20 protein-coding genes are annotated in these 20,512 nt (G+C 66.2%); 17 read left to right on the top strand and 3 right to left on the bottom strand.

What is annotated here, in order from left to right; genetic code table 11:
- Positions 1–5 precede the first annotated feature (5 nt).
- From EJI00_RS14610 to EJI00_RS14590, 5 genes are all read left to right on the top strand, one after another.
- Positions 6–1,688: an AMP-binding protein gene (locus tag EJI00_RS14610; protein WP_126748237.1), complete on the top strand. Its 1,683-nt coding sequence runs from the start codon at positions 6–8 to the stop codon at positions 1,686–1,688.
- A complete protein-coding gene (locus tag EJI00_RS14605) occupies positions 1,685–3,310 on the top strand; it encodes a carboxyl transferase domain-containing protein (RefSeq protein ID WP_126748236.1) in 1,626 nt (541 codons plus the stop codon). Before EJI00_RS14610 ends, EJI00_RS14605 begins: the two co-directional genes overlap by 4 nt.
- Positions 3,311–3,664: 354 nt before the next feature.
- Positions 3,665–4,456, top strand: coding sequence for an enoyl-CoA hydratase/isomerase family protein (locus tag EJI00_RS14600; RefSeq protein ID WP_126748235.1), 792 nt, complete (start codon positions 3,665–3,667; stop codon positions 4,454–4,456).
- 9 nt (positions 4,457–4,465) lie between these two features.
- Entirely contained in the window at positions 4,466–5,137 is a 672-nt protein-coding gene (locus tag EJI00_RS14595; RefSeq protein WP_126748234.1) for a DUF4126 domain-containing protein, read from the top strand.
- Positions 5,130–7,220, top strand: coding sequence for an acetyl/propionyl/methylcrotonyl-CoA carboxylase subunit alpha (locus EJI00_RS14590; RefSeq protein ID WP_126748233.1), 2,091 nt, complete (start codon positions 5,130–5,132; stop codon positions 7,218–7,220). Before EJI00_RS14595 ends, EJI00_RS14590 begins: the two co-directional genes overlap by 8 nt.
- Before the next feature lies 1 nt (position 7,221).
- On the opposite strand, the gene EJI00_RS14585 is transcribed toward EJI00_RS14590, so the two are convergent.
- Positions 7,222–7,536, bottom strand: a complete 315-nt coding sequence (locus tag EJI00_RS14585) for an EthD family reductase (RefSeq protein WP_126748232.1) — start codon at positions 7,534–7,536, stop codon at positions 7,222–7,224.
- Positions 7,537–7,671: 135 nt separating this feature from the next.
- Here EJI00_RS14585 and EJI00_RS14580 point away from each other — a divergent pair, with 135 nt between their 5' ends.
- The 12 genes from EJI00_RS14580 (at position 7,672) to EJI00_RS25095 (ending at position 18,017) form a co-directional block, all read left to right on the top strand.
- The gene (locus tag EJI00_RS14580; protein ID WP_126748231.1) at positions 7,672–8,592 is read left to right on the top strand and encodes a 2-hydroxyacid dehydrogenase; all 921 of its coding nucleotides are present in this window, start codon (positions 7,672–7,674) and stop codon (positions 8,590–8,592) included.
- A gap of 98 nt (positions 8,593–8,690) precedes the next feature.
- Positions 8,691–9,428 (top strand): IclR family transcriptional regulator, encoded by a 738-nt coding sequence (locus tag EJI00_RS14575; protein ID WP_126748230.1) that lies wholly within the window; start codon positions 8,691–8,693, stop codon positions 9,426–9,428.
- A gap of 7 nt (positions 9,429–9,435) precedes the next feature.
- Complete coding sequence (locus tag EJI00_RS14570) at positions 9,436–9,819, top strand: cupin domain-containing protein (protein WP_126748229.1); 384 nt, start codon at positions 9,436–9,438, stop codon at positions 9,817–9,819.
- A gap of 26 nt (positions 9,820–9,845) precedes the next feature.
- Positions 9,846–10,856, top strand: coding sequence for a Bug family tripartite tricarboxylate transporter substrate binding protein (locus EJI00_RS14565; protein WP_126748228.1), 1,011 nt, complete (start codon positions 9,846–9,848; stop codon positions 10,854–10,856).
- Between the two features lie 121 nt (positions 10,857–10,977).
- Complete coding sequence (locus tag EJI00_RS14560; RefSeq protein WP_126748227.1) at positions 10,978–12,201, top strand: CaiB/BaiF CoA transferase family protein; 1,224 nt, start codon at positions 10,978–10,980, stop codon at positions 12,199–12,201.
- Positions 12,198–13,367, top strand: a complete 1,170-nt coding sequence (locus EJI00_RS14555; protein ID WP_126748226.1) for an acyl-CoA dehydrogenase family protein — start codon at positions 12,198–12,200, stop codon at positions 13,365–13,367. The genes EJI00_RS14560 and EJI00_RS14555 overlap by 4 nt, the downstream gene beginning before the upstream one ends.
- 148 nt (positions 13,368–13,515) lie before the next feature.
- Positions 13,516–14,436 carry a hydroxymethylglutaryl-CoA lyase gene (locus EJI00_RS14550; RefSeq protein ID WP_126748225.1) on the top strand — a complete coding sequence of 307 codons (921 nt, stop codon included), beginning with the start codon at positions 13,516–13,518 and terminating at the stop codon, positions 14,434–14,436.
- A gap of 31 nt (positions 14,437–14,467) precedes the next feature.
- Positions 14,468–14,956: a YbaK/EbsC family protein gene (locus EJI00_RS14545; protein WP_126748224.1), complete on the top strand. Its 489-nt coding sequence runs from the start codon at positions 14,468–14,470 to the stop codon at positions 14,954–14,956.
- Positions 14,953–15,219: a DUF1289 domain-containing protein gene (locus EJI00_RS14540; RefSeq protein ID WP_126748223.1), complete on the top strand. Its 267-nt coding sequence runs from the start codon at positions 14,953–14,955 to the stop codon at positions 15,217–15,219. Before EJI00_RS14545 ends, EJI00_RS14540 begins: the two co-directional genes overlap by 4 nt.
- A complete protein-coding gene (locus EJI00_RS14535; protein ID WP_126748222.1) occupies positions 15,216–15,860 on the top strand; it encodes a 2-hydroxychromene-2-carboxylate isomerase in 645 nt (214 codons plus the stop codon). The genes EJI00_RS14540 and EJI00_RS14535 overlap by 4 nt, the downstream gene beginning before the upstream one ends.
- Before the next feature lie 169 nt (positions 15,861–16,029).
- Positions 16,030–17,724, top strand: a complete 1,695-nt coding sequence (locus tag EJI00_RS14530; protein WP_126748221.1) for an MFS transporter — start codon at positions 16,030–16,032, stop codon at positions 17,722–17,724.
- A gap of 119 nt (positions 17,725–17,843) precedes the next feature.
- A complete protein-coding gene (locus EJI00_RS25095) occupies positions 17,844–18,017 on the top strand; it encodes a hypothetical protein (RefSeq protein WP_185868141.1) in 174 nt (57 codons plus the stop codon).
- A gap of 4 nt (positions 18,018–18,021) precedes the next feature.
- Here EJI00_RS25095 and EJI00_RS14525 read toward each other — a convergent pair whose 3' ends face one another.
- Together EJI00_RS14525 and EJI00_RS14520 are read right to left on the bottom strand one after the other, a co-directional pair.
- A complete protein-coding gene (locus EJI00_RS14525) occupies positions 18,022–19,143 on the bottom strand; it encodes an ABC transporter substrate-binding protein (protein WP_126748220.1) in 1,122 nt (373 codons plus the stop codon).
- Positions 19,144–19,299: 156 nt separating this feature from the next.
- Complete coding sequence (locus EJI00_RS14520) at positions 19,300–20,406, bottom strand: ABC transporter substrate-binding protein (RefSeq protein WP_126748219.1); 1,107 nt, start codon at positions 20,404–20,406, stop codon at positions 19,300–19,302.
- Positions 20,407–20,512: the final 106 nt, after the last annotated feature.

Raw genomic sequence — 20,512 nt, 5'->3', positions numbered from 1 at the left:
GGACAATGAGCATGACTGCTGCGCTGACCGAGAGTTACGGCAAGGGCGCCACCGACGTCCCCCTCATCGAACAAACCATCGGCGACTTCTTCGACGGCATGGTCGCGAGGCAACCCGATCGCGACGCCCTCATCAGCCGCCACGAAGGCCTGCGCTTCACCTACCGCGAACTGCAGGCTGAATCGAACAAGCTGGCGAGCGCGCTGCTGAACCTGGGCCTCGCCGCAGGCGACCGGGTGGGCATCTGGTCGCACAACAACGCGCCTTGGGTGCTGATGCAGATCGCAACCGCCAAGGCCGGCCTGATCCTTGTCAACATCAATCCGGCCTACCGCACTTCAGAGCTCGAGTACGCGCTCAACAAGGTCGGCTGCAAAGTGCTGGTGACCATGGCGCGGTTCAAGACCAGCGACTACCTCGGCATGCTGCGCGAACTGGGCGCCAAGCGCCTGCCGCAGCTGCAGCACACCTTCTGGATCGACGGCAACGCGGCAGCCGATGTGGAAGAGCCCGGCATGCAGCGCTTCAGCAAGTTGCTGGCAAGCGGCAATGCAGCCGACCCGCGCGTGGCGCAGGTGCAGAAGACGCTGAAAGCCACCGACCCGATCAACATCCAGTTCACCAGCGGCACCACGGGCTTTCCCAAGGGCGCAACGCTCACGCACCGCAACATCCTGAACAACGGCTTTTTCATCGGCGAGTGCATGAAGCTCTCGCCCGCCGACAAGCTGTGCATTCCGGTGCCGCTCTATCACTGCTTTGGCATGGTGCTCGGCAACCTGGCCTGCCTCACGCATGGCTCGGCCATCGTGTACCCGAACGACGGGTTCGATCCGCTCACGGTGCTGGAGACCGTGCAGGCCGAGAAGTGCACCGGGCTGCACGGCGTGCCCACGATGTTCATTGCCGAGCTCGACCATCCGCGCTTCAAGGAGTTCGACCTTTCCACGCTGCGCACCGGCATCATGGCCGGCTCGCCGTGTCCCATCGAGGTGATGAAGCGCGTGGTGAACGAAATGCACCTGAGCGAAATCACCATTGCCTACGGCATGACCGAGACCAGCCCGGTGAGCTGCCAGAGCAGCACCGACACGCCGCTGGACAAGCGCGTGTCGACCGTGGGCACCGTGCAGCCGCACATCGAGGTGAAGATCGTCGACCCCGAGACCGGCGCCATCGTGCCGACCGGCCAGTCGGGTGAGCTGTGCACGCGCGGCTACTCGGTGATGCACGGCTACTGGGAAGACGAGCCCAAGACACGCGAAGCCATCGACGCCGAGCACTGGATGCACACCGGCGACCTGGCCACCATGGACGCCGAGGGCTACGTCAACATCGTCGGCCGCATCAAGGACCTGGTGATCCGCGGCGGCGAGAACATCTACCCGCGCGAGATCGAGGAGTTTCTGTACCGCCACCCGAAGGTGCAGGACGTGCAGGTGGTTGGGCTGCCCGACAGGAAGTACGGCGAAGAGCTCTGCGCCTGGATCATCGTCAAGCCCGGCCAGAGCGCAACCGACACCGAGATCCGCGATTTCTGCAAGGGCCAGATCGCGCACTACAAGGTGCCGAAATACATCCAGTTCGTCACCGAGTTTCCGATGACGGTGACCGGCAAGATCCAGAAATTCAAGATCCGTGAAGCCATGACCGAGCAGCTCGGTCTCACGCAAGAAAAGACAGCATGAGCAAACTCGAAACGAAATTGAATGCGCGCTCCGCCGACTTCCAGGCCAACGCCGCGGCGATGCGCGCACTGGTCGACGACCTGCACGCGCAGTTCGCAAAAGTGGAGCAGGGCGGCGGCGAGGCCGCGCGCGCCAAGCACACGGCGCGCGGCAAGCTGCTGCCGCGCGACCGCGTGGCTGAGCTGCTCGACCCGGGCACACCGTTCCTCGAGATTGCGCCGTTGGCTGCGCATGCGATGTACCTCGACGCCAAGGGGGCCGAATCGGCACCCGGCGCCGGCCTTATCGCAGGCATCGGCCGCGTGAACGGCGTCGACTGCATGATCGTGTGCAACGACGCGACGGTGAAGGGCGGCACGTACTACCCGATGACGGTGAAGAAGCACTTGCGTGCCCAGGAAATCGCCGAGCAGAACCGCCTGCCCTGCATCTACCTGGTCGACTCGGGCGGCGCCAACCTGCCGAACCAGGACGAGGTGTTTCCGGACCGCGACCACTTCGGCCGCATCTTCTACAACCAGGCCAACATGAGCGCCCAGGGTATTCCGCAGATCGCGGTGGTCATGGGTTCGTGCACGGCGGGCGGCGCGTACGTGCCGGCGATGAGCGACGAATCGATCATCGTGAAGAACCAGGGCACCATTTTCCTGGGCGGCCCGCCGCTCGTGAAGGCGGCCACGGGCGAGGTCGTCACGGCCGAAGACCTGGGCGGCGGCGACGTGCACACGCGGCTCTCGGGCGTGGTCGACCACCTGGCGCAGAACGATCTGCACGCGCTGGCGCTTGCGCGCGCGGCGGTGGCCAACCTCAATGCGAAGACGGCCACCGAAGGCGCCGAGAAGGCCGCCGTGCGCGAACCCGCGTTCCCGCGCGAAGAGCTCTACGGCGTGATTCCGACCGACACGCGCAAGCCCTTCGACGTGCGCGAGATCATCGCGCGCATCGTCGACGGCAGCGAGTTCCACGAGTTCAAGGCCCGCTTCGGTGCCACGCTGGTCTGCGGCTTTGCGGAGATCGAGGGAATGCCCGTGGGCATCATCGCCAACAACGGCATCCTGTTCAGCGAGTCGGCGCAAAAGGGCGCGCACTTCATCGAGCTGTGCTGCCACCGCAAGATTCCGCTGGTGTTCCTGCAGAACATTACGGGCTTCATGGTGGGGCGCAAATACGAAAACGAAGGCATTGCGCGCCATGGCGCCAAGATGGTGACGGCGGTGGCCACGGCCAACGTGCCCAAGTTCACCATCATCATCGGCGGCAGCTTTGGCGCCGGCAACTACGGCATGTGCGGCCGTGCCTACAGCCCGCGCTTTCTCTGGATGTGGCCCAACGCGCGCATCAGCGTGATGGGCGGCGAGCAGGCCGCGAGCGTGCTGGCCACGGTGAAGCGCGACGGCATCGAGTTGAAGGGCGGCAGCTGGAGCAAGGAAGAGGAAGAAGCCTTCAAGGCGCCGATTCGCCAGCAGTACGAAGACCAGGGCCATCCGTACTACGCAACAGCGCGGCTGTGGGACGACGGAATCATCGATCCGGCGGATACGCGGCGGGTGCTGGCTTTGGGTCTTGCTGCTGCGCGCAATGCTCCGATTCCGGAGCCCAAGTTCGGCATTTTCCGGATGTAGCCGTGGCTCATCCTTTATTTGCTTTTGGGCTGTATGGGCGTCGCGTTTCGGGGCGTTCAGGGCGCTCACCCGCCGACGGGGTACCTTTCTCCGCGAATGTCCCCCGGCCTGCGGCCTCCTCCTTTATTTCGCTGCGCAAGGCACCCCGCCAGCGGGTGCGTTGTAAGGAGCAGTCGTTGATCAGCGGTGCACCACGAGCGTGCCCCAGTGCACAGGGCATCGGGTGCTCCACGCAGCGAAATAAAGGAGGAGGGGCGCAGCCCCGGGGGACATTCGCGGAGGGGAGTACCCGGTGGCCTTTGCACACGCCCCGAAAGCACTGCGAACTACGCATCAGCACCACGGACGAATGACATGACCTTCACCAAACTGAAACTGGAAGTCCAGGACACAGTAGCGCGCATCTGGCTAGACCAGCCCGACGCACGCAACGCCTTCGACGACATCGTCATCGCCGAACTGACGCAGGCCTTCACCGAAGCCGGCACCCAGCCGCAGGTCAAGGCCATCGTTCTCGGCGCAAACGGCCCTGCTTTTTGCGCCGGCGCGAATCTCAACTGGATGCGCCGCATGGCCGACTACACGCGCGACGAGAACATCGCCGACGCGGGCAAGCTGGCCACCATGCTGCGCACCATTGCCGAATGCCCCAAGCCCACCATCGCGCGCGTGCAGGGCGATGTGTATGCGGGCGGCATGGGGCTGGTCGCGGCCTGCGATATGGCGGTGAGCGTGGATACCGCCTGGTACTGCCTGAGCGAAGTGAAGATCGGCCTCGTGCCCGCGACCATCAGCCCGTATGTGCTGCGCGCCATGGGCACGCGCGCATCGCAGCGCTACTTTCTGACGGCCGAGCGCTTCACCGCCGCCGAGGCACATCGCATCGGCTTTGTGCACGAAGTGGTTGCGGGCGCCGACGCGCTCGATGCCAAGGTCGACGAGCTCGTGAAGGCGCTCACCGGTGCCAGCCCTGCCGCGGTGCGCGCCTGCAAGCAGCTGATCGCCGACGTAGACGGGCGCGAGATCGACGACGCGCTGATCGCCAAGACGGTCGAAGGCATCGCCGACATCCGCGCAAGCGACGAAGGCCGTGAAGGCGTGCAGGCCTTCCTGCAGAAACGCAAGCCGTCCTGGCTCGGCCGCTGAGCGCACGCCATGAACGCGCTCGACATGCCCCAACTGCTTGCCCTGGCCGCCGCTATCGGCTGGGCCAGCGGCGTGCGGCTGTACCTGGTCGTGCTGCTCACCGGGCTGGCCGGCTACTTCGGTTGGGTGCCGCTGCCCGGCGGGCTGCAGATGCTCGCGCATCCGGTCGTCATTGCGGCGAGCGGCTTCATGGTGGTCATCGAGTTCTTCGCCGACAAGATCCCCGGTCTTGATTCGCTCTGGGATGTGGTGCACACCGCCATTCGCATTCCGGCCGGCGCGGCACTCGCGGCCAGCGTGTTCGGCGCCGACCATGGTGCCATGGCCGTGGTTGCGGCGCTGCTCGGCGGCGGCTTTGCGGCCACCGCACATGCGGCCAAGGCCACCACGCGCGCGGCCATCAATACATCGCCCGAGCCGTTTTCCAATGTGGGCGCTTCGCTGGTCGAAGACAGCATGGTGCCGGCCGGCCTGTGGCTGGCGGTGGCGCATCCGCTGGTCTTCCTGGTGATTTTTGTGCTGGTGCTTGTGCTCAGCGTGTGGCTCATCCGCAAGAGCTGGCGCTTTCTGAAGGCATTGTTCAGCCGCGTGGCCCGCATCTTCAGCGGCCGACCCGATCCGGGCGTCACGCCTGCATTTCAACTGAAAAAGAATCCTCCGGGAGACACTCCGAATGTTTAAGAAGATCCTGATCGCCAACCGTGGCGAGATCGCGTGCCGCGTGGCGGCTACTGCCCGTCGCATGGCGATCCGTACCGTGGCCGTGTACTCCGATGCCGACGCGCATGCCAACCACGTGCGCGCCTGCGACGAGTCGGTGCACCTGGGCGGCAGCGCGCCAAAAGACAGCTACCTGCGCTGGCAGAAGATCCTCGAGGCCGCCAAGGCCACGGGCGCCGAAGCGGTGCACCCCGGCTACGGCTTCCTGAGCGAGAACGAAGAATTCGCGCAGGCCTGCGCTGATGCAGGGCTTGTCTTCATCGGCCCGCCGCCCTCGGCAATCAAGGCGATGGGCCTGAAGGCGGAGTCGAAGCAGCTGATGGAAAAGGCCGGCGTGCCGCTCGTGCCCGGCTACCACGGCCATGATCAGGAGCCGGCGCTGCTGCAGCGCGAGGCCGACCGCATCGGCTACCCGGTGCTCATCAAGGCCAGCGCGGGCGGCGGCGGCAAGGGCATGCGCGCGGTCGACAAGGCGGAAGACTTTGCGGCGGCGCTCGCTTCGTGCCAGCGCGAGGCGATCAACAGCTTCGGCGACGATGCGGTGCTGATCGAAAAGTATGTGCAACGCCCGCGGCACATCGAGATCCAGGTGTTTGGCGACACGCACGGCAACTACGTCTACCTGTTCGAGCGTGACTGCTCGGTGCAGCGCCGGCACCAGAAGGTGCTCGAGGAAGCGCCAGCCCCCGGCATGACCGAGGCGATGCGCAAGCAGATGGGCGAGGCCGCCGTGGCTGCGGCGCGCGCCGTGAACTACGTGGGCGCGGGCACGGTCGAGTTCATCGTCGAGCAGCGTGAGCCGAGCGCCGCGCCGGGCCGCCCCAAGCAAGCGAGCGCCCCCACGGGGGGCAGCGAGGACACGTCAGTGCCGAGCGTGGGGGCAGGCCAACCCGAGATGAACTTCTTCTTCATGGAGATGAACACGCGCCTGCAAGTCGAGCACCCGGTGACCGAGGCCATCACCGGCCTCGATCTGGTGGAGTGGCAATTGCGCGTGGCCTCGGGCGAGCCGCTGCCGGCCAAGCAGCAGGAGCTGCAGGTCCATGGCCACGCGATCGAAGCGCGCATTTGCGCCGAGAACCCCGACAACAACTTTCTGCCCGCCACCGGCACGCTGCGCGTGTACCGAAAGCCGCAGGCCACCGCTTTCCAGCGCAGCCGCGTGCGCATCGACGACGGCGTGCGAGAGGGCGGAGAGATCTCGCCGTTCTACGACTCGATGATCGCCAAGCTCATCGTGCACGGCAGCACGCGCGACGAAGCGCTGGCGCGGCTCGATGCCGCGCTGGCGCAGGTGCAGATCGTGGGCGTTTCGACCAACGTGCAGTTCCTGCGCGGCATTCTCGCGACCGAGTCGTTCTCGAAGGCGAACCTCGACACCGCGCTGATCGAGCGCGAACGCGCCGTGCTGTTCGACCGCGAGGCGCTGGGCCTGCCGCTGGCCGCTGCCGCCGCCATCACCCGCACGCTGATCACCGAACGTCCGGCTGGCGCACCCGATCCGTTCGAGCGGCGGGACGGCTGGCGCGCGATGGGCGAGTACCGGCGCCACTTCGACTTCGAGTTTCGCGGCGCCGAGCAGGCGGCCTTGCTGACCTACAAGCGCGACGGCAGCCTCTGGCTCGAAGCCGGGGGCGCGCAAGGCCCGCTGGTCGTGGGCCAGTTCCCGTCGGGCGAGTTCGAAGTCGAGTTCGCGGGCACGCGGCAGACTCTCGACGTGCATCTGGACGGCGCGACGGCCCATGTGTTCGCCTCGAAGGGCGCGACGAAGATCACTACCATCGACCGGCTGGCCCATGCCGGCGACACCCATGCCGAAGGCGGCCGGCTCACTGCACCGATGCCCGGCAAGGTCGTGTCGTTCGCGGTCAAGGCGGGCGACAAGGTCAGCCGCGGCCAGCCGCTTGCGGTGATGGAGGCCATGAAGATGGAGCACACCATCGCCGCGCCGGCCGACGGCACCGTGGAAGAGCTGATGTTCTCCCCCGGCGAGCAGGTGGCCGAAGGCGACGAGTTGTTGCGAATGGCCGCGGCAGCGGCTTGAGTCAGCCCACCACTACTTCGCTGATCTGCATCACCGGCGCGATGTCGGTGTAGTTCCTGATGTCGCCGAGGATTTCCTTGGCGTGCGGGCCGAAGGCGGCCTGAAAAGCTTCGGTCGATTCGCAGAACACATGGCACATGCCGACATAGGTCGGCGGCGTACCGGGTGCGCCGCCGGCCAACCCTTTGTCGATGGTGTACGACTTGCAGGCGTCTCCCATGCGGGCCTTCAGAAGCGGCATGTGCGTGTCGCGGTAGTAGGCGTGGTCGAATCGGGCGCCCTCGGTGTAGGGGTACATCACGCTGACTTTGATCATTGCTTCGGTCTCCTGGTGTTTCGATGTCTTCGGCGGTCGCGCACCAGCATAGAAGAAGCCCTGGGGCGCCACAAGCGGCCAATGGTCATGGCCCCGGCAAGGCGGCCCCTCTGACGGCCCCTCTAAGATTGAGCCATGAAAATCATCGTCTCTCTCACCGACAACCGCCCCGACCCGTGGATCGAAGGCCTCAAGGCCGAGTTGCCCGGAGCGCAGATCGAGACCTGGCAGCCGGGTGCCGCCCAGGCCGACCATGCCGTGGTGTGGGCGCCGTCGCAGCAACTGCTCGACGAACAACCCCAACTCCATGGCCTCTTCAACATCGGCGCGGGCGTGGATGCGCTGCTCAAGCTGAAGGTGCCGCCGCAGACGCGCATCGTGCGGCTCGACGATGCCGGCATGTCGGTGCAGATGGCCGAGTACGTGTGCCACACGCTGATCCGGCACTTCCGCGAATTCGACGTGTATGAAGCCGATGCGCGCGAAGGACGCTGGAGCTACCGCAAGCCGCGGCTGCGGCGCGATTTTCCGGTCGGCATCATGGGCCTGGGCGTGCTGGGTGAGAGGGTTGCCAAGGCCGTGGCGCAGTTCGAGTTTCCGGTGCTGGGCTGGAGCCGTTCGCCCAAGGCCATCGACGGCGTGAAGGTGTTCAGCGGCGAGGCGCAGTTCGACGAGTTCCTGTCGTCCACACGCGTGCTGGTCAACCTGCTGCCGCTGACCGATGCCACGCGCGGCATTCTCAACCGCAACACGCTCGGCAAGCTGCGGCCGGGCGGCTATCTCATCAGCATTGCGCGCGGCGCGCACCTGGTCGAAGACGACCTGATCCCGATGCTCGATGCGGGCCAGCTGGCGGGCGCCACGCTCGACGTGTTCCAGGTCGAGCCGCTGCCGGCCGACCACGCCTTCTGGCGCCATCCGAAGATCACGGTGACGCCGCACGGCTCGGCGCGCACGCTGCGCGAGGAGTCCATCGCCCAGATCGCCGGAAAGATCCGGGCCATGGAGCAGGGCCTGCCGGTCAGCGGTGTGGTCGACCCGGTCCGGGGCTACTGACAACGAACGGCATGCGTTACCGACGATTACGCTGAAAGGAGGCGCAGCAAGGGGCAAACCCTGACGCTTTAGTTTTTCACATACGCGAAAATTCCTTCATGGTTGTGAAAACTGCTTTTCGCGTGATCGAGATCGTCGAGCTCTTCGCCCGGGAGAAGCAGCCGCTGGCGCTGTCCGAAATGGCGCGCCTGCTCGAAATGCCCGTGTCCAGCTGCCTCGGGCTCATCCGCACGCTCGAAGAGCAGGGCTACATGTACGAAACCGGCCGCCGCCAGGGCTACTACCCGACCGGCCGGCTGCTCGCCATGGCGCAGATCATCGCGGCGCACGACCCGGTGCTCGACCGCGTGCGGCCCGCCCTCGAAGAGCTGCGCGACGGCGCGCGCGAAACCGTGCTGTTCGGCAGGTTCCGCGACCCGAACACGGTCGTCTACCTCGAAGTGCTGAGCGCGCCGCAGAGCATTCGCTACTCCGCCGAGTCGGGCGAAACCCGCCCGGCCTATGCCAACTCGATGGGCCGCGCGCTGCTGTCCACGCTCGCGCCCGAGGCGCGCCGCAAGCTGCTCGAAGCCACCCGGCTGGCGCCGCTGACCGACGCCACGCTGATCACCGCCGAAGCCATCGAACAGGAGCTCGAACGCTCGCCCGTACGCGGCTGGTACGGCAACCTCGGCGAAAGCATTCCCGATCTGGTCGGCCTTGCATGGCCGCTGCGCATCGGCGGCGAGGCCTACGCCATCTCGGTGGCGGGCCCACGCTACCGGCTGGAGCCCCGCATCGACGACGTGGCCGCCATGCTGCGCGCCGCCTGCCTGGCCATCGAACACAAAGGCTGAAAAACCAATGACCTCCCCACGCTACTTCGTCCGCGAAAGCGAGATTGCCGGCTACCACCCGGCCAACCACACCGGCACGCTCAACAAGCGGCTCATCGGCCCCGAGACCGTCGGCGCGAAGCAGCTCGAGGTGCTGGTGGGGCATATCCAGAAAGGCAAGGGCGCGCTGCCCCACGCCCACCCCGGCATCGAGCAGGTCTGCTACATGCTCGAAGGCCGTGCGGTCGCCGAGGTCGACGGCCAACGGCAGGAGCTGCACCCCGGCGACAGCTGCTTTTTTCCGGCAGATGCAATGCACACCTTCACGGTGGTGAGCGACGAGCCGGTGCGCGTGCTGGTCATCTACAGCCCGCCGTATGAAGAGTCGCCGGAGCGCGTGATCCGGCCCTGAACGACAACCACCCGGAGACAAAAACCATGCAGACGAAGAACGCGACAGAAACAGTCGCGGTGGCAAGCCGCCGCCGTTTCATTTCCATCAGTGCCGCAGCGGGCCTGGCCGGCGCGGTGCCGTGGGCCCTTGCACAAGAGGGCTATCCGAAGCAGCCCATCAAGCTGATCGTGCCCTTCGCGGCCGGCAGCGGCACCGACGCGGTGGCGCGCATCACTGCGCAGATGCTGGGCGAGGCACTGAAGACCTCGGTCATCGTCGACAACCGCGCGGGCGCCAACGGCGTGATTGCCGCCGAGTTCGTGGCCAAGGCGCCGCCCGACGGCTACACGCTCTTCATGACGACCAACACCACGCACTCGGCCAACCCGAGCCTGATGAAGTCGCTGCCCTATGACCCGGTGAAGGACTTCGCGCCCGTGAGCCGCATGGGCAACCTGCCGTTCATGCTGGTGGTCAACAACGACCTGCCGGTGAAAAGCGTGGCCGAGCTGCTGGCCTGGGGTCGGGCCAACCCGGGCAAGCTGACCTATGCGAGCGGCAACAGCACCGGCATCGTGAGCGGCGCCACGTTGTCGCGCATGAGCGGCGTGCCGATGCTGCACGTGCCCTACAAGAGCACGCCGCCCGCCATCGCCGACCTGATCGGCGGGCAGGTGTCGATGATGGTGGTGGACCTTGCCGCGGGGCTTGCCACGGTGAAGGCCGGCAAGATGCGCGCGATTGCGGTCACGACGCAGGAGCGCACCAAGCTCTTCCCGGAGCTGCCGCCGCTGGCCGACACGCCCGAGCTCAAGGGCTTCGACATCACCTCGTGGAACGGCGTGTTCGCGCCGGCCGGAACGCCGCGCGACATTGTGCTGAAGCTCAACAAGGCGCTGGCGGAGATGGCGAACGGCGCGGTGTTCCGCGAACGCGTCGCGAAGCTGGGCTTCGATGCGTTCGGCAGCACGCCGGAGGAGTTGGGGGCGTTCACTGTGTCCGAGTTGGGCAAGTGGAAGAAGCTGATCCAGGCCGCCGGCATTCAACCCGAATGAGCAATCTGTATTTCTCCCTACCCCGCTGGGAGAGGGCAGGGGTGGGGGCACGCGGCACATCCATCGAGCGCTCTGCCTGCCCCCATCCCAACCTTCCCCCGGAAGGGGAAGGAGCAAAGACATGAACACCACGGGACCTCTCGACGGCATCCGCATCCTCGACCTCACGGCGGTGGTGATGGGGCCGTACGCCACGCAGACGCTCGGCGACCTGGGCGCGGACATCGTCAAGGTCGAGCCGCCCTCAGGCGACAACCTGCGCGCGGTCGGCCCGATGCGCCACGCCGGCATGGGCGCGATGGCGCTGCACCTCAACCGCAACAAGCGCTCGATCGTGCTCGACCTCAAGCAGCCCGAAGGCCGCGAGGCCTGCCTGCGGCTCGCGGCGGGTTGCGATGCGCTCATCTACAACACACGGCCGCAGGCGATGGCGCGGCTCGGGCTCGGCTACGAAGCGGTGGCTGCGGCCAATCCGAAGATCGTCTATCTCGGCGCGTTCGGCTACGGCGAAGAAGGCCCGTATGCCGGCAAGCCCGCGTACGACGACCTGATCCAGGGCGCGGCCGGCGTTGCCTCGCTCTTTGCGCAGCAAAGCGGCGGCGCACCACGCTACGCCCCGGTCACGCTGGCCGACCGCGCCGTGGGCCTGCAGGCAGCCATCGCGCTGCTGGCTGCCGTGCTGCATGCGCAGCGCACCGGCCAGGGCCAGGCGGTGGAAGTGCCGATGTTCGAGGCGCTCTCGCAGTTCGTGATGGGCGACCATCTGGGCGGCCACAGCTTCGAGCCGCCGCTCGGCCCGACCGGCTATGCGCGCCTGCTCGCGCCGCACCGCAAGCCCTACGCCACGGCCGATGGCTACCTGAGCGTGCTGATCTACAACGACAAGCACTGGCAGGCCTTCTTCGATGTGATCGGCCGGCCCGAGCTGCGCGACTCGCCGATGTTCGGCACGCACACGGCGCGCGCGGCAAATATCGGTGCGGTCTACGCGTTCGTGGCCGAGGTGATGGCCACGCGTGGCAGCGACGAATGGATGGTGGTGCTCGGAGCAGCCGACATCCCGGTCGCGCGCCTGCACAGCACCGAGAGCCTGCTGGACGACCCGCACCTGCGCGCAGTCGGTTTCTTTCCGGAACTCGACCATCCGAGCGAGGGCCGCATCCGCACGCTCGCGCCGGTCGGCCGCTACAGCGCCACGCCCGCCGCCATTCGCCGGCCAGCGCCGCGCATCGGCGAACAGAGTGTCGAGCTGCTGCGCGAAGCCGGCTATGCAAGCGAAGAGATCGACCGGATGCTCGCGCGCGGCGTCACGCTGCAGCCGGAACCCACGAAGGACAGCGAATGAACTTTTCCCTGAACGAAGACCAGCGCTCGCTGGTGGCGGCCATCGAGCGCCTCTGCGAAGACTTTCCCGCCGACTACTGGCGCGACCACGACGACCGGGCCGCGTTCCCGCACGAGTTCCATCGCGCTGTCGCCGACAGCGGTTGGCTCGGCATCGCCATGCCCGAGGCGCAGGGCGGCGCGGGCCTCGGCATTACCGAAGCCGCGCTGATGATGCGCGCCATCAGCGCGTCGGGTGCGGGCATGTCGGGGGCGTCGTCCGTGCACATGAACATCTTCGGACTCAACCCCGTGGTGGTGTTCGGCAGCGAGGCGCAGCGCCAGCGCTTCTTGCCGCCGCTGATCGCCGGCACCGAGAAGGCCTGCTTCGCCGTGACCGAGCCCGACGCGGGGCTCGACACCACCAGCCTCAAGACGCAGGCGGTGCGCCAGCCCAACGGCAGCTATCTGCTGCACGGCCGAAAGATCTGGATATCGACCGCCCAGGTGGCCGATCGCATGCTGATCCTCACGCGCACCACGCCCGTCGACCAGGTGAAGAAGCCCACGCAAGGCCTCACGCTGTTCTACACGCCGCTCGACCGCAGCAAGGTCGAGGTGCGCGAGATACACAAGCTCGGACGCGCGGCGGTCGACTCGAACATGCTCTTCATCGACGGGCTCGAAGTGCCGGAAGAAGACCGCATCGGCGAGGAAGGCCGCGGCTTCGAGTACATCCTGCACGGGCTCAACCCCGAGCGCATCCTGATTGCGGCCGAGGCCATCGGCATTGGCCGCGCCGCATTGCGCATCGCCTCGCAGTACGCTCAGGAGCGCGTCGTGTTCGGCCGGCCCATCGGCCAGAACCAGGGCGTGGCGCATCCGCTCGCGCGCGCCTGGGCCAACCTCGAGGCCGCCGACCTGATGGTGTTCAAGGCCGCCACGCTGTACGACGCGGGCGAGCCCTGCGGCATCGAGGCCAATGCCGCCAAGTACCTGGCGGCCGAAGCGGCGCACGATGCCTGCCAGAACGCCGTCCTCACATTGGGCGGCATGGGCTATGCGAAGGAATACCATGTCGAGCGGCTGCTGCGCGAGAGCTACATTCCGCGCATTGCGCCGGTGAGCCCGCAGATGATCCTGAACTTCATCGCGGAAAAGGCGCTCGGCCTGCCCAAGTCGTATTGAGCGATGTTGCTGCGCTGGCGCGATTTGCAACGCCGGTGGCGGGCATTGCAACCCCGCGCAACAGCCCGGCCGAGCACGGCGGACGCAGGTGGCCGACAATCGACGGACGGCCTATTTTTCTTCTTCCTGCGAACTCCAGAGACACGCCATGAAACTCCCCGCCAAGGTCAAGATCGTCGACGTCGGTCCGCGCGACGGACTGCAGAACGAGAAGCAGCCGGTCTCGGCTGAAGTCAAGATCGGGCTCGTGCATCGCCTGCAGGACGCCGGCCTGAAGGAGATCGAGGTCACGAGCTTCGTGAGCCCCAAGTGGGTGCCGCAGATGGCCGACAACGCCGAGGTGATGCATGGCATAAAGCGCAAACCGGGCGTGCGCTACTCGGTGCTCACGCCCAATATGAAGGGCTTCGAGGCCGCCATTGCCGCGCCGCGCGAAGAGTGGCCCGACGAGATCGTGGTGTTCGGCGCCGCGAGCGAGGCCTTCAGCCAGAAGAACATCAACTGCTCGATTGCCGAGAGCATCGAGCGTTTTGCGCCGGTGGTGGCCGCGGCTCGCGAGAAGGGCATCGACGTGCGCGGCGCCATGTCGTGCACGGTGGGCTGCCCGTACGAAGGCGAGGTTGCCCCCGAGCGCGTGGGCATGCTGGCGAAGCTGATGAAGGACATCGGCGTGCAGCGCGTGGACGTGGCCGACACCATCGGCGTGGGCACGCCGCGCAAGGTGCGGGCTGCCATCGAGGCCACGCTGGCGCATTTCGGCGTGGACCACATCTCGGGCCACTTCCACGACACCTATGGCCAGGCGCTGGTCAACACGCTGGCCTCGCTGGAGCTGGGAGTCTGGAACTTCCAGTCGTCCTCCGCCGGGCTGGGCGGCTGCCCCTACGCCAAGGGTGCGACGGGCAACGTGGCGACCGAAGACGTGGTGTACATGCTGCACGGCATGGGCATCGAGACCGGCATCGAACTGGACAAGCTGATCGACGCGGGCGTGTACATCAGCGAGGCGCTGGGGCGCGAACCGAATTCGCGGGCGTCGAAGGCGATACGTACCAAGAGGGCCGGTTGATGAGAGCAACTAAAAGCGTGGAGGCCATCTGATGTGCGGCGCTGAACTTCATTCGCTGCCCGAAGGCGTGCAGCGCGTTTCGCGCGTGCTGCAGGACGCGGGCCACCCTCATTCGCCGCGCATGCTCGACGATGCCTGCCGCACCGCGCAGCAGGCGGCCGACGCGCTCGGCATCCTGGTCGGGCAGATCGCCAAGAGCATCATCTTCCGGCGCAAGAGCGACGACGCGGCGGTGCTGGTCATCACCTCGGGCGACAAGCGTGTCGACGAGAAGAAGGTCGACGCACTCATCGGCAAGACCGGCCGCGCCGACGCAGAGTTCGTGAAGGCGCGCACCGGCTTCACCATCGGCGGGGTCTCACCGGTAGGGCATGCGACGAAGCCGGTGGTCCTGATCGACCGCGAGCTGTTCCGGTTCGAGGAGATATGGGCGGCGGCCGGGCACCCGCATGCGGTGTTCCAACTGCGCCCGCAAGACCTCGAGAAGCTCACCGGTGCGCCGGTGGCGGACGTGGTGTGAACTTCGACGCTGCGGAACTGCTGGCCGAGCGCGCCACCGCCGTACAGCGCTCGGCGGGCGATGCGCCTTCGCCTTGCACCTCGGTTTGCCGCATGGACCGCCAGAGCGGCTTTTGCGAAGGGTGCCTGCGCACCATTTCCGAGATTGCGGCCTGGAGCAAGATGGACGACGCAGCGCGGCGCGGCGTGTGGCGTGCCATAGAGTTGCGGGCGCGCGCCGGCATCTGGCGCATCCCCGAGGCATTTGGAGACAAGCACGCATGAAGCACATCGACTTTTATCTCGACTTCATCTCGCCCTACGCGCACCTTGCGTTCGAGCACCTGCCAGAGGCGCTCGAAGGCCTGAGCTACAGCGTGGCCTACAAACCCGTGCTGCTCGGCGCCCTGCTCAAGCACCACGGCCAGCTCGGCCCCGCGGAGATTCCAGCCAAGCGTGCCTGGACCTACCGGCATGTGCTCTGGCTCGGCCATGCGAACGGCATCCACATCGAGATGCCGGCGTCGCACCCCTACAACCCGCTCCCGCACCTGCGGCTTGCGGTCTCGACTTCGGAGGACGGCAGCATCAGCCGCCTCACGGCCGAGACGATCCTTCGCATCGTGTGGCGCGGCGGAGAAGAGGCCGGGGATGCCACGCGGCTGGCCGCGCTGGCTGCGCAACTGCAGCTCAAGCGCGACATGAACAGCGACGAGAACAAGGCCCTGCTCAAGCGCAACACCGACGAAGCACTGCAGGCCGGCGTGTTCGGCACGCCCGCCTATGTGGTGGACGGTCGCCTGTTCTGGGGCTTCGACGGGCTTGCGATGCTGCGTGCCTACCTGGGCGGCGACACGTGGTTCGAAGGGCCGCAATGGGCCGGCGCCGACCAGCGGCCTTCGATGCTGCGCAGCAGCAAAAACTGACTAGTGGTTTCCCGATTTCTTACAACCTGAAACGAGCCCTGCGGGTTTCACCTTAATCCGTAAGCGTCGGTTCAGTTTCGCGAAAGGCTCGGGTCAGTCGCGCCTCCAAGAATGCCCCACGGTCCCGATTGCCGGGGCTGAACGAACGCATACACAGGAGACGACGCAAATGGCAGCAACACTGGATTCGAAGGGGATGCCGCATCCGGCCCCCCGGCCCATGTCCGCGGAGGAAAAGAAGGTCATCTTCGCTTCCTCCCTTGGCACGGTGTTCGAGTGGTACGACTTCTACCTTTACGGTTCGCTGGCCGCGATCATCGCGAAGCAGTTCTTCAGCGGCCTCGATGCGGGCGCCGCCTTCATCTTTGCGCTTCTGGCATTTGCCGCGGGCTTCCTGGTGCGGCCGTTCGGCGCCATCGTGTTCGGCCGCCTGGGCGACATGATCGGGCGCAAGTACACCTTCCTGGTCACCATCCTGATCATGGGCCTGTCGACCTTCATCGTCGGCCTGCTGCCCAGCTACGCGACCATCGGCGTTGCCGCGCCGGTGATCCTGATTGCGCTGCGCATGCTGCAGGGCCTTGCGCTCGGCGGCGAGTACGGCGGTGCCGCCACCTACGTGGCCGAGCACTCGCCGCACGGCAAGCGCGGCGCCTACACCTCGTGGATCCAGACCACTGCAACGCTCGGCCTGTTCCTGAGCCTGCTGGTCATCCTGGGCGTGCGCACCTGGCTCGGAGAACAGGCGTTCGGCGACTGGGGCTGGCGCATTCCCTTCCTGGTGTCGATCGCACTGCTCGGCATCTCGGTGTGGATCCGCCTGTCGCTTTCCGAGTCGCCCGCCTTCCAGAAGATGAAGGCCGAGGGCAAGACCTCGAAGGCGCCGCTGTCCGAATCGTTCGGCCAATGGAAAAACCTCAAGATCGTGATCCTGGCGCTCGTCGGCCTGACCGCCGGCCAGGCCGTGGTCTGGTACACGGGCCAGTTCTACGCGCTGTTCTTCCTGACGCAGCAACTGAAGGTCGACGGCACCACCGCCAACCTGATGATCGCCGCCTCGCTGCTGCTGGGCACGCCGTTCTTCGTGGTGTTCGGTACGCTGTCCGACAAGATCGGCCGCAAGCCGATCATCATGGCGGGCTGCCTGCTGGCCGTGGTGACCTACTTCCCGGTCTTCAAGATGATCACGGAATATGCCAACCCCGACCTGGCCCGCGCGCAAGCGACCGCCGGCGTCACGGTGACGGCCGATCCGAAGTCGTGCTCGTTCCAGGGCAATCCGGTGGCACGCGAAATCGACTTCAGGAGCTCTTGCGACATTGCCAAGCGCTACCTGGTGCAGAACTCGGTGAGCTACGACAACGTCGAAGGCGCCCCCGGCTCCAAGGCCGTGGTCAAGATCGGCACCAAGACCATCGAGGCGCCGGTCGGCAACGTGGTCAACCTGAAGTTCGACGAATCGTCCGCCAAGGAAATCGCAGCCTTCAAGAAGGCCGTGGCCGACGACCTCAAGGTGGCGGGCTATCCGGCCAAGGCCGACCCCGCCAAGATGAACAAGCTGATGGTCGTGGCGCTGCTGTTCTGGCTGGTGCTGCTGGTCACCATGGTGTACGGCCCCATTGCCGCCATGCTGGTCGAGCTGTTCCCCACGCGCATCCGCTACACCTCGATGAGCCTGCCGTACCACATCGGCAACGGCTGGTTCGGCGGCCTGCTGCCGACCACCGCCTTCGCGATCGTGGCGACCACCGGCAACATGTACAACGGCCTCTGGTACCCGATCATCATTGCAGCAATGACGCTGGTGATCGGCATGCTCTTCATCCGCGAGACGAAGGACGTGGATATCTACGCGAACGACTGACGCGAGGCATGTTCGACAGGAGGGCGCAAGCCGGCCCTCCGTTCAACAAAGGGGCTTCATGCCGTCGGCATGAGGCCTTTTTCTTGAACCCATTGAACCCCCATCAGGAGATTGAACCCATGTGGAAACTCGTTGTCGGCTTCGTCATCTTTGCCGCTATTGCCCTTTACGTGATTTCGAAGGGCGGTGACAAGATCGACATGTCCGGCGAGAAGCACGGCGGCGATGTGACGCACGAGCCCGCGCCCGCTACCCCGGCGGCCCCCGCAGCGCCTGTTGCGCCCGCCAAGTAAGCCGCTACCGCTTGAAGCGGCCTTCGCTGACGATCGACAGGTCGACGTAGTCGATGCCTGTGTGGTCCTGCGGCGAGTAGCTCACGTCGAGCTTGCCGCCCACGTCGTAGCGAAAGCGGTTGAGCGTGGCGATCAGCCTGGCGCGGGTCGGCCTGGGGCCGGTGCGGCGCAGGGCTTCCACCAGCACCTTGGTGGCCACAAAGCCTTCGAGGAATGCCGGCGACAGCTCGGTCTGGCCCCGGGCCTGCGCGAGCGCCATCGCTTCCTTCACCAGCGGATGGCCGAGCGCGCGCTCGTAGGGCAGCACCTGCGTCACGATCACGCCGGTGCTGGCGGAGCCGAGTTCCTTGATGAAGCCTGACGCCGCGTTGTTCGACAGCGTGATGATCTGCGCCGCCGAGCCCGCGGCACGCAGCGCCTTCACGCCATCGGTCACCGCGGTGCCGGAGCCTATCCACAGCACTGCCTGCGCGTTGGCCCTGATGAGCTGCGGCACGATCGCCGCGTAGTCGGGCTTGCTGCGGTCGGCCAGCGCGAGCACGGCCGGCGCCAGCCCGGCCCGCTCGAAGCCCCGGCTCGCGCCTTCCATTGCGTCCCTGCCGAACGAGTCGTCGGCCTGCACCACGGCAATGCGCTGGATGCCCGTGGTGTACAGGTGCTGCACCGCCGTTTCGGCCTCGCGCTGGTAGGTCGAGCGCACGTTGAATACGTTTTTCTGCAGCGGCTTGTGCAGCGCCATGGCGCCGGTCGAAGGGCCGACCAGCGCCACGCCGTGTTGGTCGAGCAGGGGAATGACGGCAAGGGTGTTGGGCGTGCCCCGGTTGAGCAGCAGCGCCAGCACCTTCTTGTCCTCTATGAGGATGCGGGTGTTCTCGAGCGAGCGCTTGGGGTCCAGGCCGTCGTCCAGCCGGATCACCTCGATCTGCTGGCCGTGGACACCGCCCTGGGCGTTCACATGGTCGATGACCAGCTGCGAGCCCATGATCGTTTCCTTCACGCCCACCGCCGCCGGGCCCGACAGGTCGGCCGACTGGCCGATGACGATCTGCGCCGATGCGCCGGAGACCGCCATGGCCAAGGCCACGCCCAAGAAAAGCGCGGCGGCGCGGAACCTGTACATCTTCATCGAACGAGCCTTTACGCGAAGCGGATGCTTCCGTCGGAAGATGCGCAATGTGTTGCAGCGAGTGGCGTTCACTCGCTCGTGGAAACCCTGTCAAACCATAGTTTCCTATGGAACGGGCAGGGAGCTCCGCAACAACGTGGCTCGCGCGGGCGCGGTTTACCGCTTGAAGCGGCCGTCGCTGATGATGGCCAGGTCGGCGAAGTCGATGCCCGAATGGTCCTGCGGCGAATAGCTCACCTCCAGGCCGCCGAGATCATAGGCGCGCAGGGTTTCAAGCGCCGCAAGCACCTTGGCGCGCGTGGGCTTGGGCCCGGCGCGGCGCAGTGCCTCCACCAGCACCTTGGCTGACGCAAAGCCCTCGAGCGCCGCGGGCGAGAGTTCTGTCTGGCCCTTGGCCTGCGCAAGCGCCATGGCTTCCTTGACCATCGGGTAGCTGATGGAGCGCTCGTTGGGAAACACTTGGGTCACGATCACACCCTTGCTCGTATCGCCCAACTGCTTGATGAAACCCGACGAGGCGTTGTTCGACAAGGTGACCACCTGCGCGAAGGAGCCGGACGCGCGCAGCGCCTTGATGCCCTCGACCACCGCAGTGCCCGAGCCGATCCACAGCACCGCCTGTGCATTGGCGTCCTTGATGGCCGGCACGATGGACTTGTAGTCGGGCTTCTCGCGGTCGGCCGGCACGGTGACGATGGGCTTGGCCTGGGCCTTGGTAAAGCCGGTCATTGCGCCTTCGAGCGCGTCCTGGCCGAAGGAGTCGGTCACGTAGACCACCGCAATGCGCGCAAGGCCGGTGGTGAGCAGGTGCTGAACCGCCTTCTCTGCTTCGCGCTGGTAGGTGGCGCGCACGTTGAACACATGCTTGAGAACCGGCTTGTGCAGCGCCATGGCGCCGGTGGAGGGTGCGATGAGCGGCACGCCGTGCTTGTCGAGCCACGGCACGATGGCCTGCGAGTGCGGAGTGCCGCGGCTCAGGAACAGCGCCAGCACCTTCTTGTCTTCGATCAGCACGCGGGCGTTCTCGCTGGCGCGCTTCACGTCGAAGGCGTCGTCCATGCGGAGGATCTCGATCTTCTCGCCGTGAATGCCGCCTTGGGCGTTGGCGGCGTCGATCACCAGCTGGGCGCCGCCCAGGGCTTCGTTCACGCTGGCAGCCACCGAGCCGGTCACGCCGGTCGTCTGGCCGATCAGGATCTGGGCCGAAGCGGCCGTAGCGGCCATCGTCAGGAGGGCGGCGCAAAGCGCGTGCAGCGTCTTCATGGGTGGTCGTCCGGAGGTGTTCGAGTAAACGTAAATAAAATCGTCTATTTGTTACTCAAAGTGTCTTCGACTGAATCCGTATAAACCCCTGCACGGGCAGAGTCCA

Source organism: Variovorax sp. DXTD-1 (assembly GCF_003984625.1).
GTDB lineage: Bacteria > Pseudomonadota > Gammaproteobacteria > Burkholderiales > Burkholderiaceae_C > Variovorax.
The sequence above is the reverse complement of the archived record's forward strand: the minus strand, read 5'-3'. Positions and strand labels throughout refer to the sequence as shown.

What these genes read in the sequence shown, in the direction of transcription:
- EJI00_RS14530 (WP_126748221.1), top strand. Translation starts at nt 16,030, where the DNA reads ATGGCAGCAACACTGGATTCGAAGGGGATGCCGCATCCGGCCCCCCGG.
- EJI00_RS14610 (WP_126748237.1), top strand. Translation starts at nt 6, where the DNA reads ATGAGCATGACTGCTGCGCTGACCGAGAGTTACGGCAAGGGCGCCACC.
- EJI00_RS14545 (WP_126748224.1), top strand. Translation starts at nt 14,468, where the DNA reads ATGTGCGGCGCTGAACTTCATTCGCTGCCCGAAGGCGTGCAGCGCGTT.
- EJI00_RS14535 (WP_126748222.1), top strand. Translation starts at nt 15,216, where the DNA reads ATGAAGCACATCGACTTTTATCTCGACTTCATCTCGCCCTACGCGCAC.
- EJI00_RS14595 (WP_126748234.1), top strand. Translation starts at nt 4,466, where the DNA reads ATGAACGCGCTCGACATGCCCCAACTGCTTGCCCTGGCCGCCGCTATC.
- EJI00_RS14585 (WP_126748232.1), bottom strand. Translation starts at nt 7,536, where the DNA reads ATGATCAAAGTCAGCGTGATGTACCCCTACACCGAGGGCGCCCGATTC.
- EJI00_RS14560 (WP_126748227.1), top strand. Translation starts at nt 10,978, where the DNA reads ATGAACACCACGGGACCTCTCGACGGCATCCGCATCCTCGACCTCACG.
- EJI00_RS25095 (WP_185868141.1), top strand. Translation starts at nt 17,844, where the DNA reads ATGTGGAAACTCGTTGTCGGCTTCGTCATCTTTGCCGCTATTGCCCTT.
- EJI00_RS14520 (WP_126748219.1), bottom strand. Translation starts at nt 20,406, where the DNA reads ATGAAGACGCTGCACGCGCTTTGCGCCGCCCTCCTGACGATGGCCGCT.
- EJI00_RS14580 (WP_126748231.1), top strand. Translation starts at nt 7,672, where the DNA reads ATGAAAATCATCGTCTCTCTCACCGACAACCGCCCCGACCCGTGGATC.
- EJI00_RS14565 (WP_126748228.1), top strand. Translation starts at nt 9,846, where the DNA reads ATGCAGACGAAGAACGCGACAGAAACAGTCGCGGTGGCAAGCCGCCGC.
- EJI00_RS14575 (WP_126748230.1), top strand. Translation starts at nt 8,691, where the DNA reads ATGGTTGTGAAAACTGCTTTTCGCGTGATCGAGATCGTCGAGCTCTTC.
- EJI00_RS14590 (WP_126748233.1), top strand. Translation starts at nt 5,130, where the DNA reads ATGTTTAAGAAGATCCTGATCGCCAACCGTGGCGAGATCGCGTGCCGC.
- EJI00_RS14555 (WP_126748226.1), top strand. Translation starts at nt 12,198, where the DNA reads ATGAACTTTTCCCTGAACGAAGACCAGCGCTCGCTGGTGGCGGCCATC.
- EJI00_RS14605 (WP_126748236.1), top strand. Translation starts at nt 1,685, where the DNA reads ATGAGCAAACTCGAAACGAAATTGAATGCGCGCTCCGCCGACTTCCAG.
- EJI00_RS14550 (WP_126748225.1), top strand. Translation starts at nt 13,516, where the DNA reads ATGAAACTCCCCGCCAAGGTCAAGATCGTCGACGTCGGTCCGCGCGAC.
- EJI00_RS14525 (WP_126748220.1), bottom strand. Translation starts at nt 19,143, where the DNA reads ATGAAGATGTACAGGTTCCGCGCCGCCGCGCTTTTCTTGGGCGTGGCC.
- EJI00_RS14600 (WP_126748235.1), top strand. Translation starts at nt 3,665, where the DNA reads ATGACCTTCACCAAACTGAAACTGGAAGTCCAGGACACAGTAGCGCGC.
- EJI00_RS14570 (WP_126748229.1), top strand. Translation starts at nt 9,436, where the DNA reads ATGACCTCCCCACGCTACTTCGTCCGCGAAAGCGAGATTGCCGGCTAC.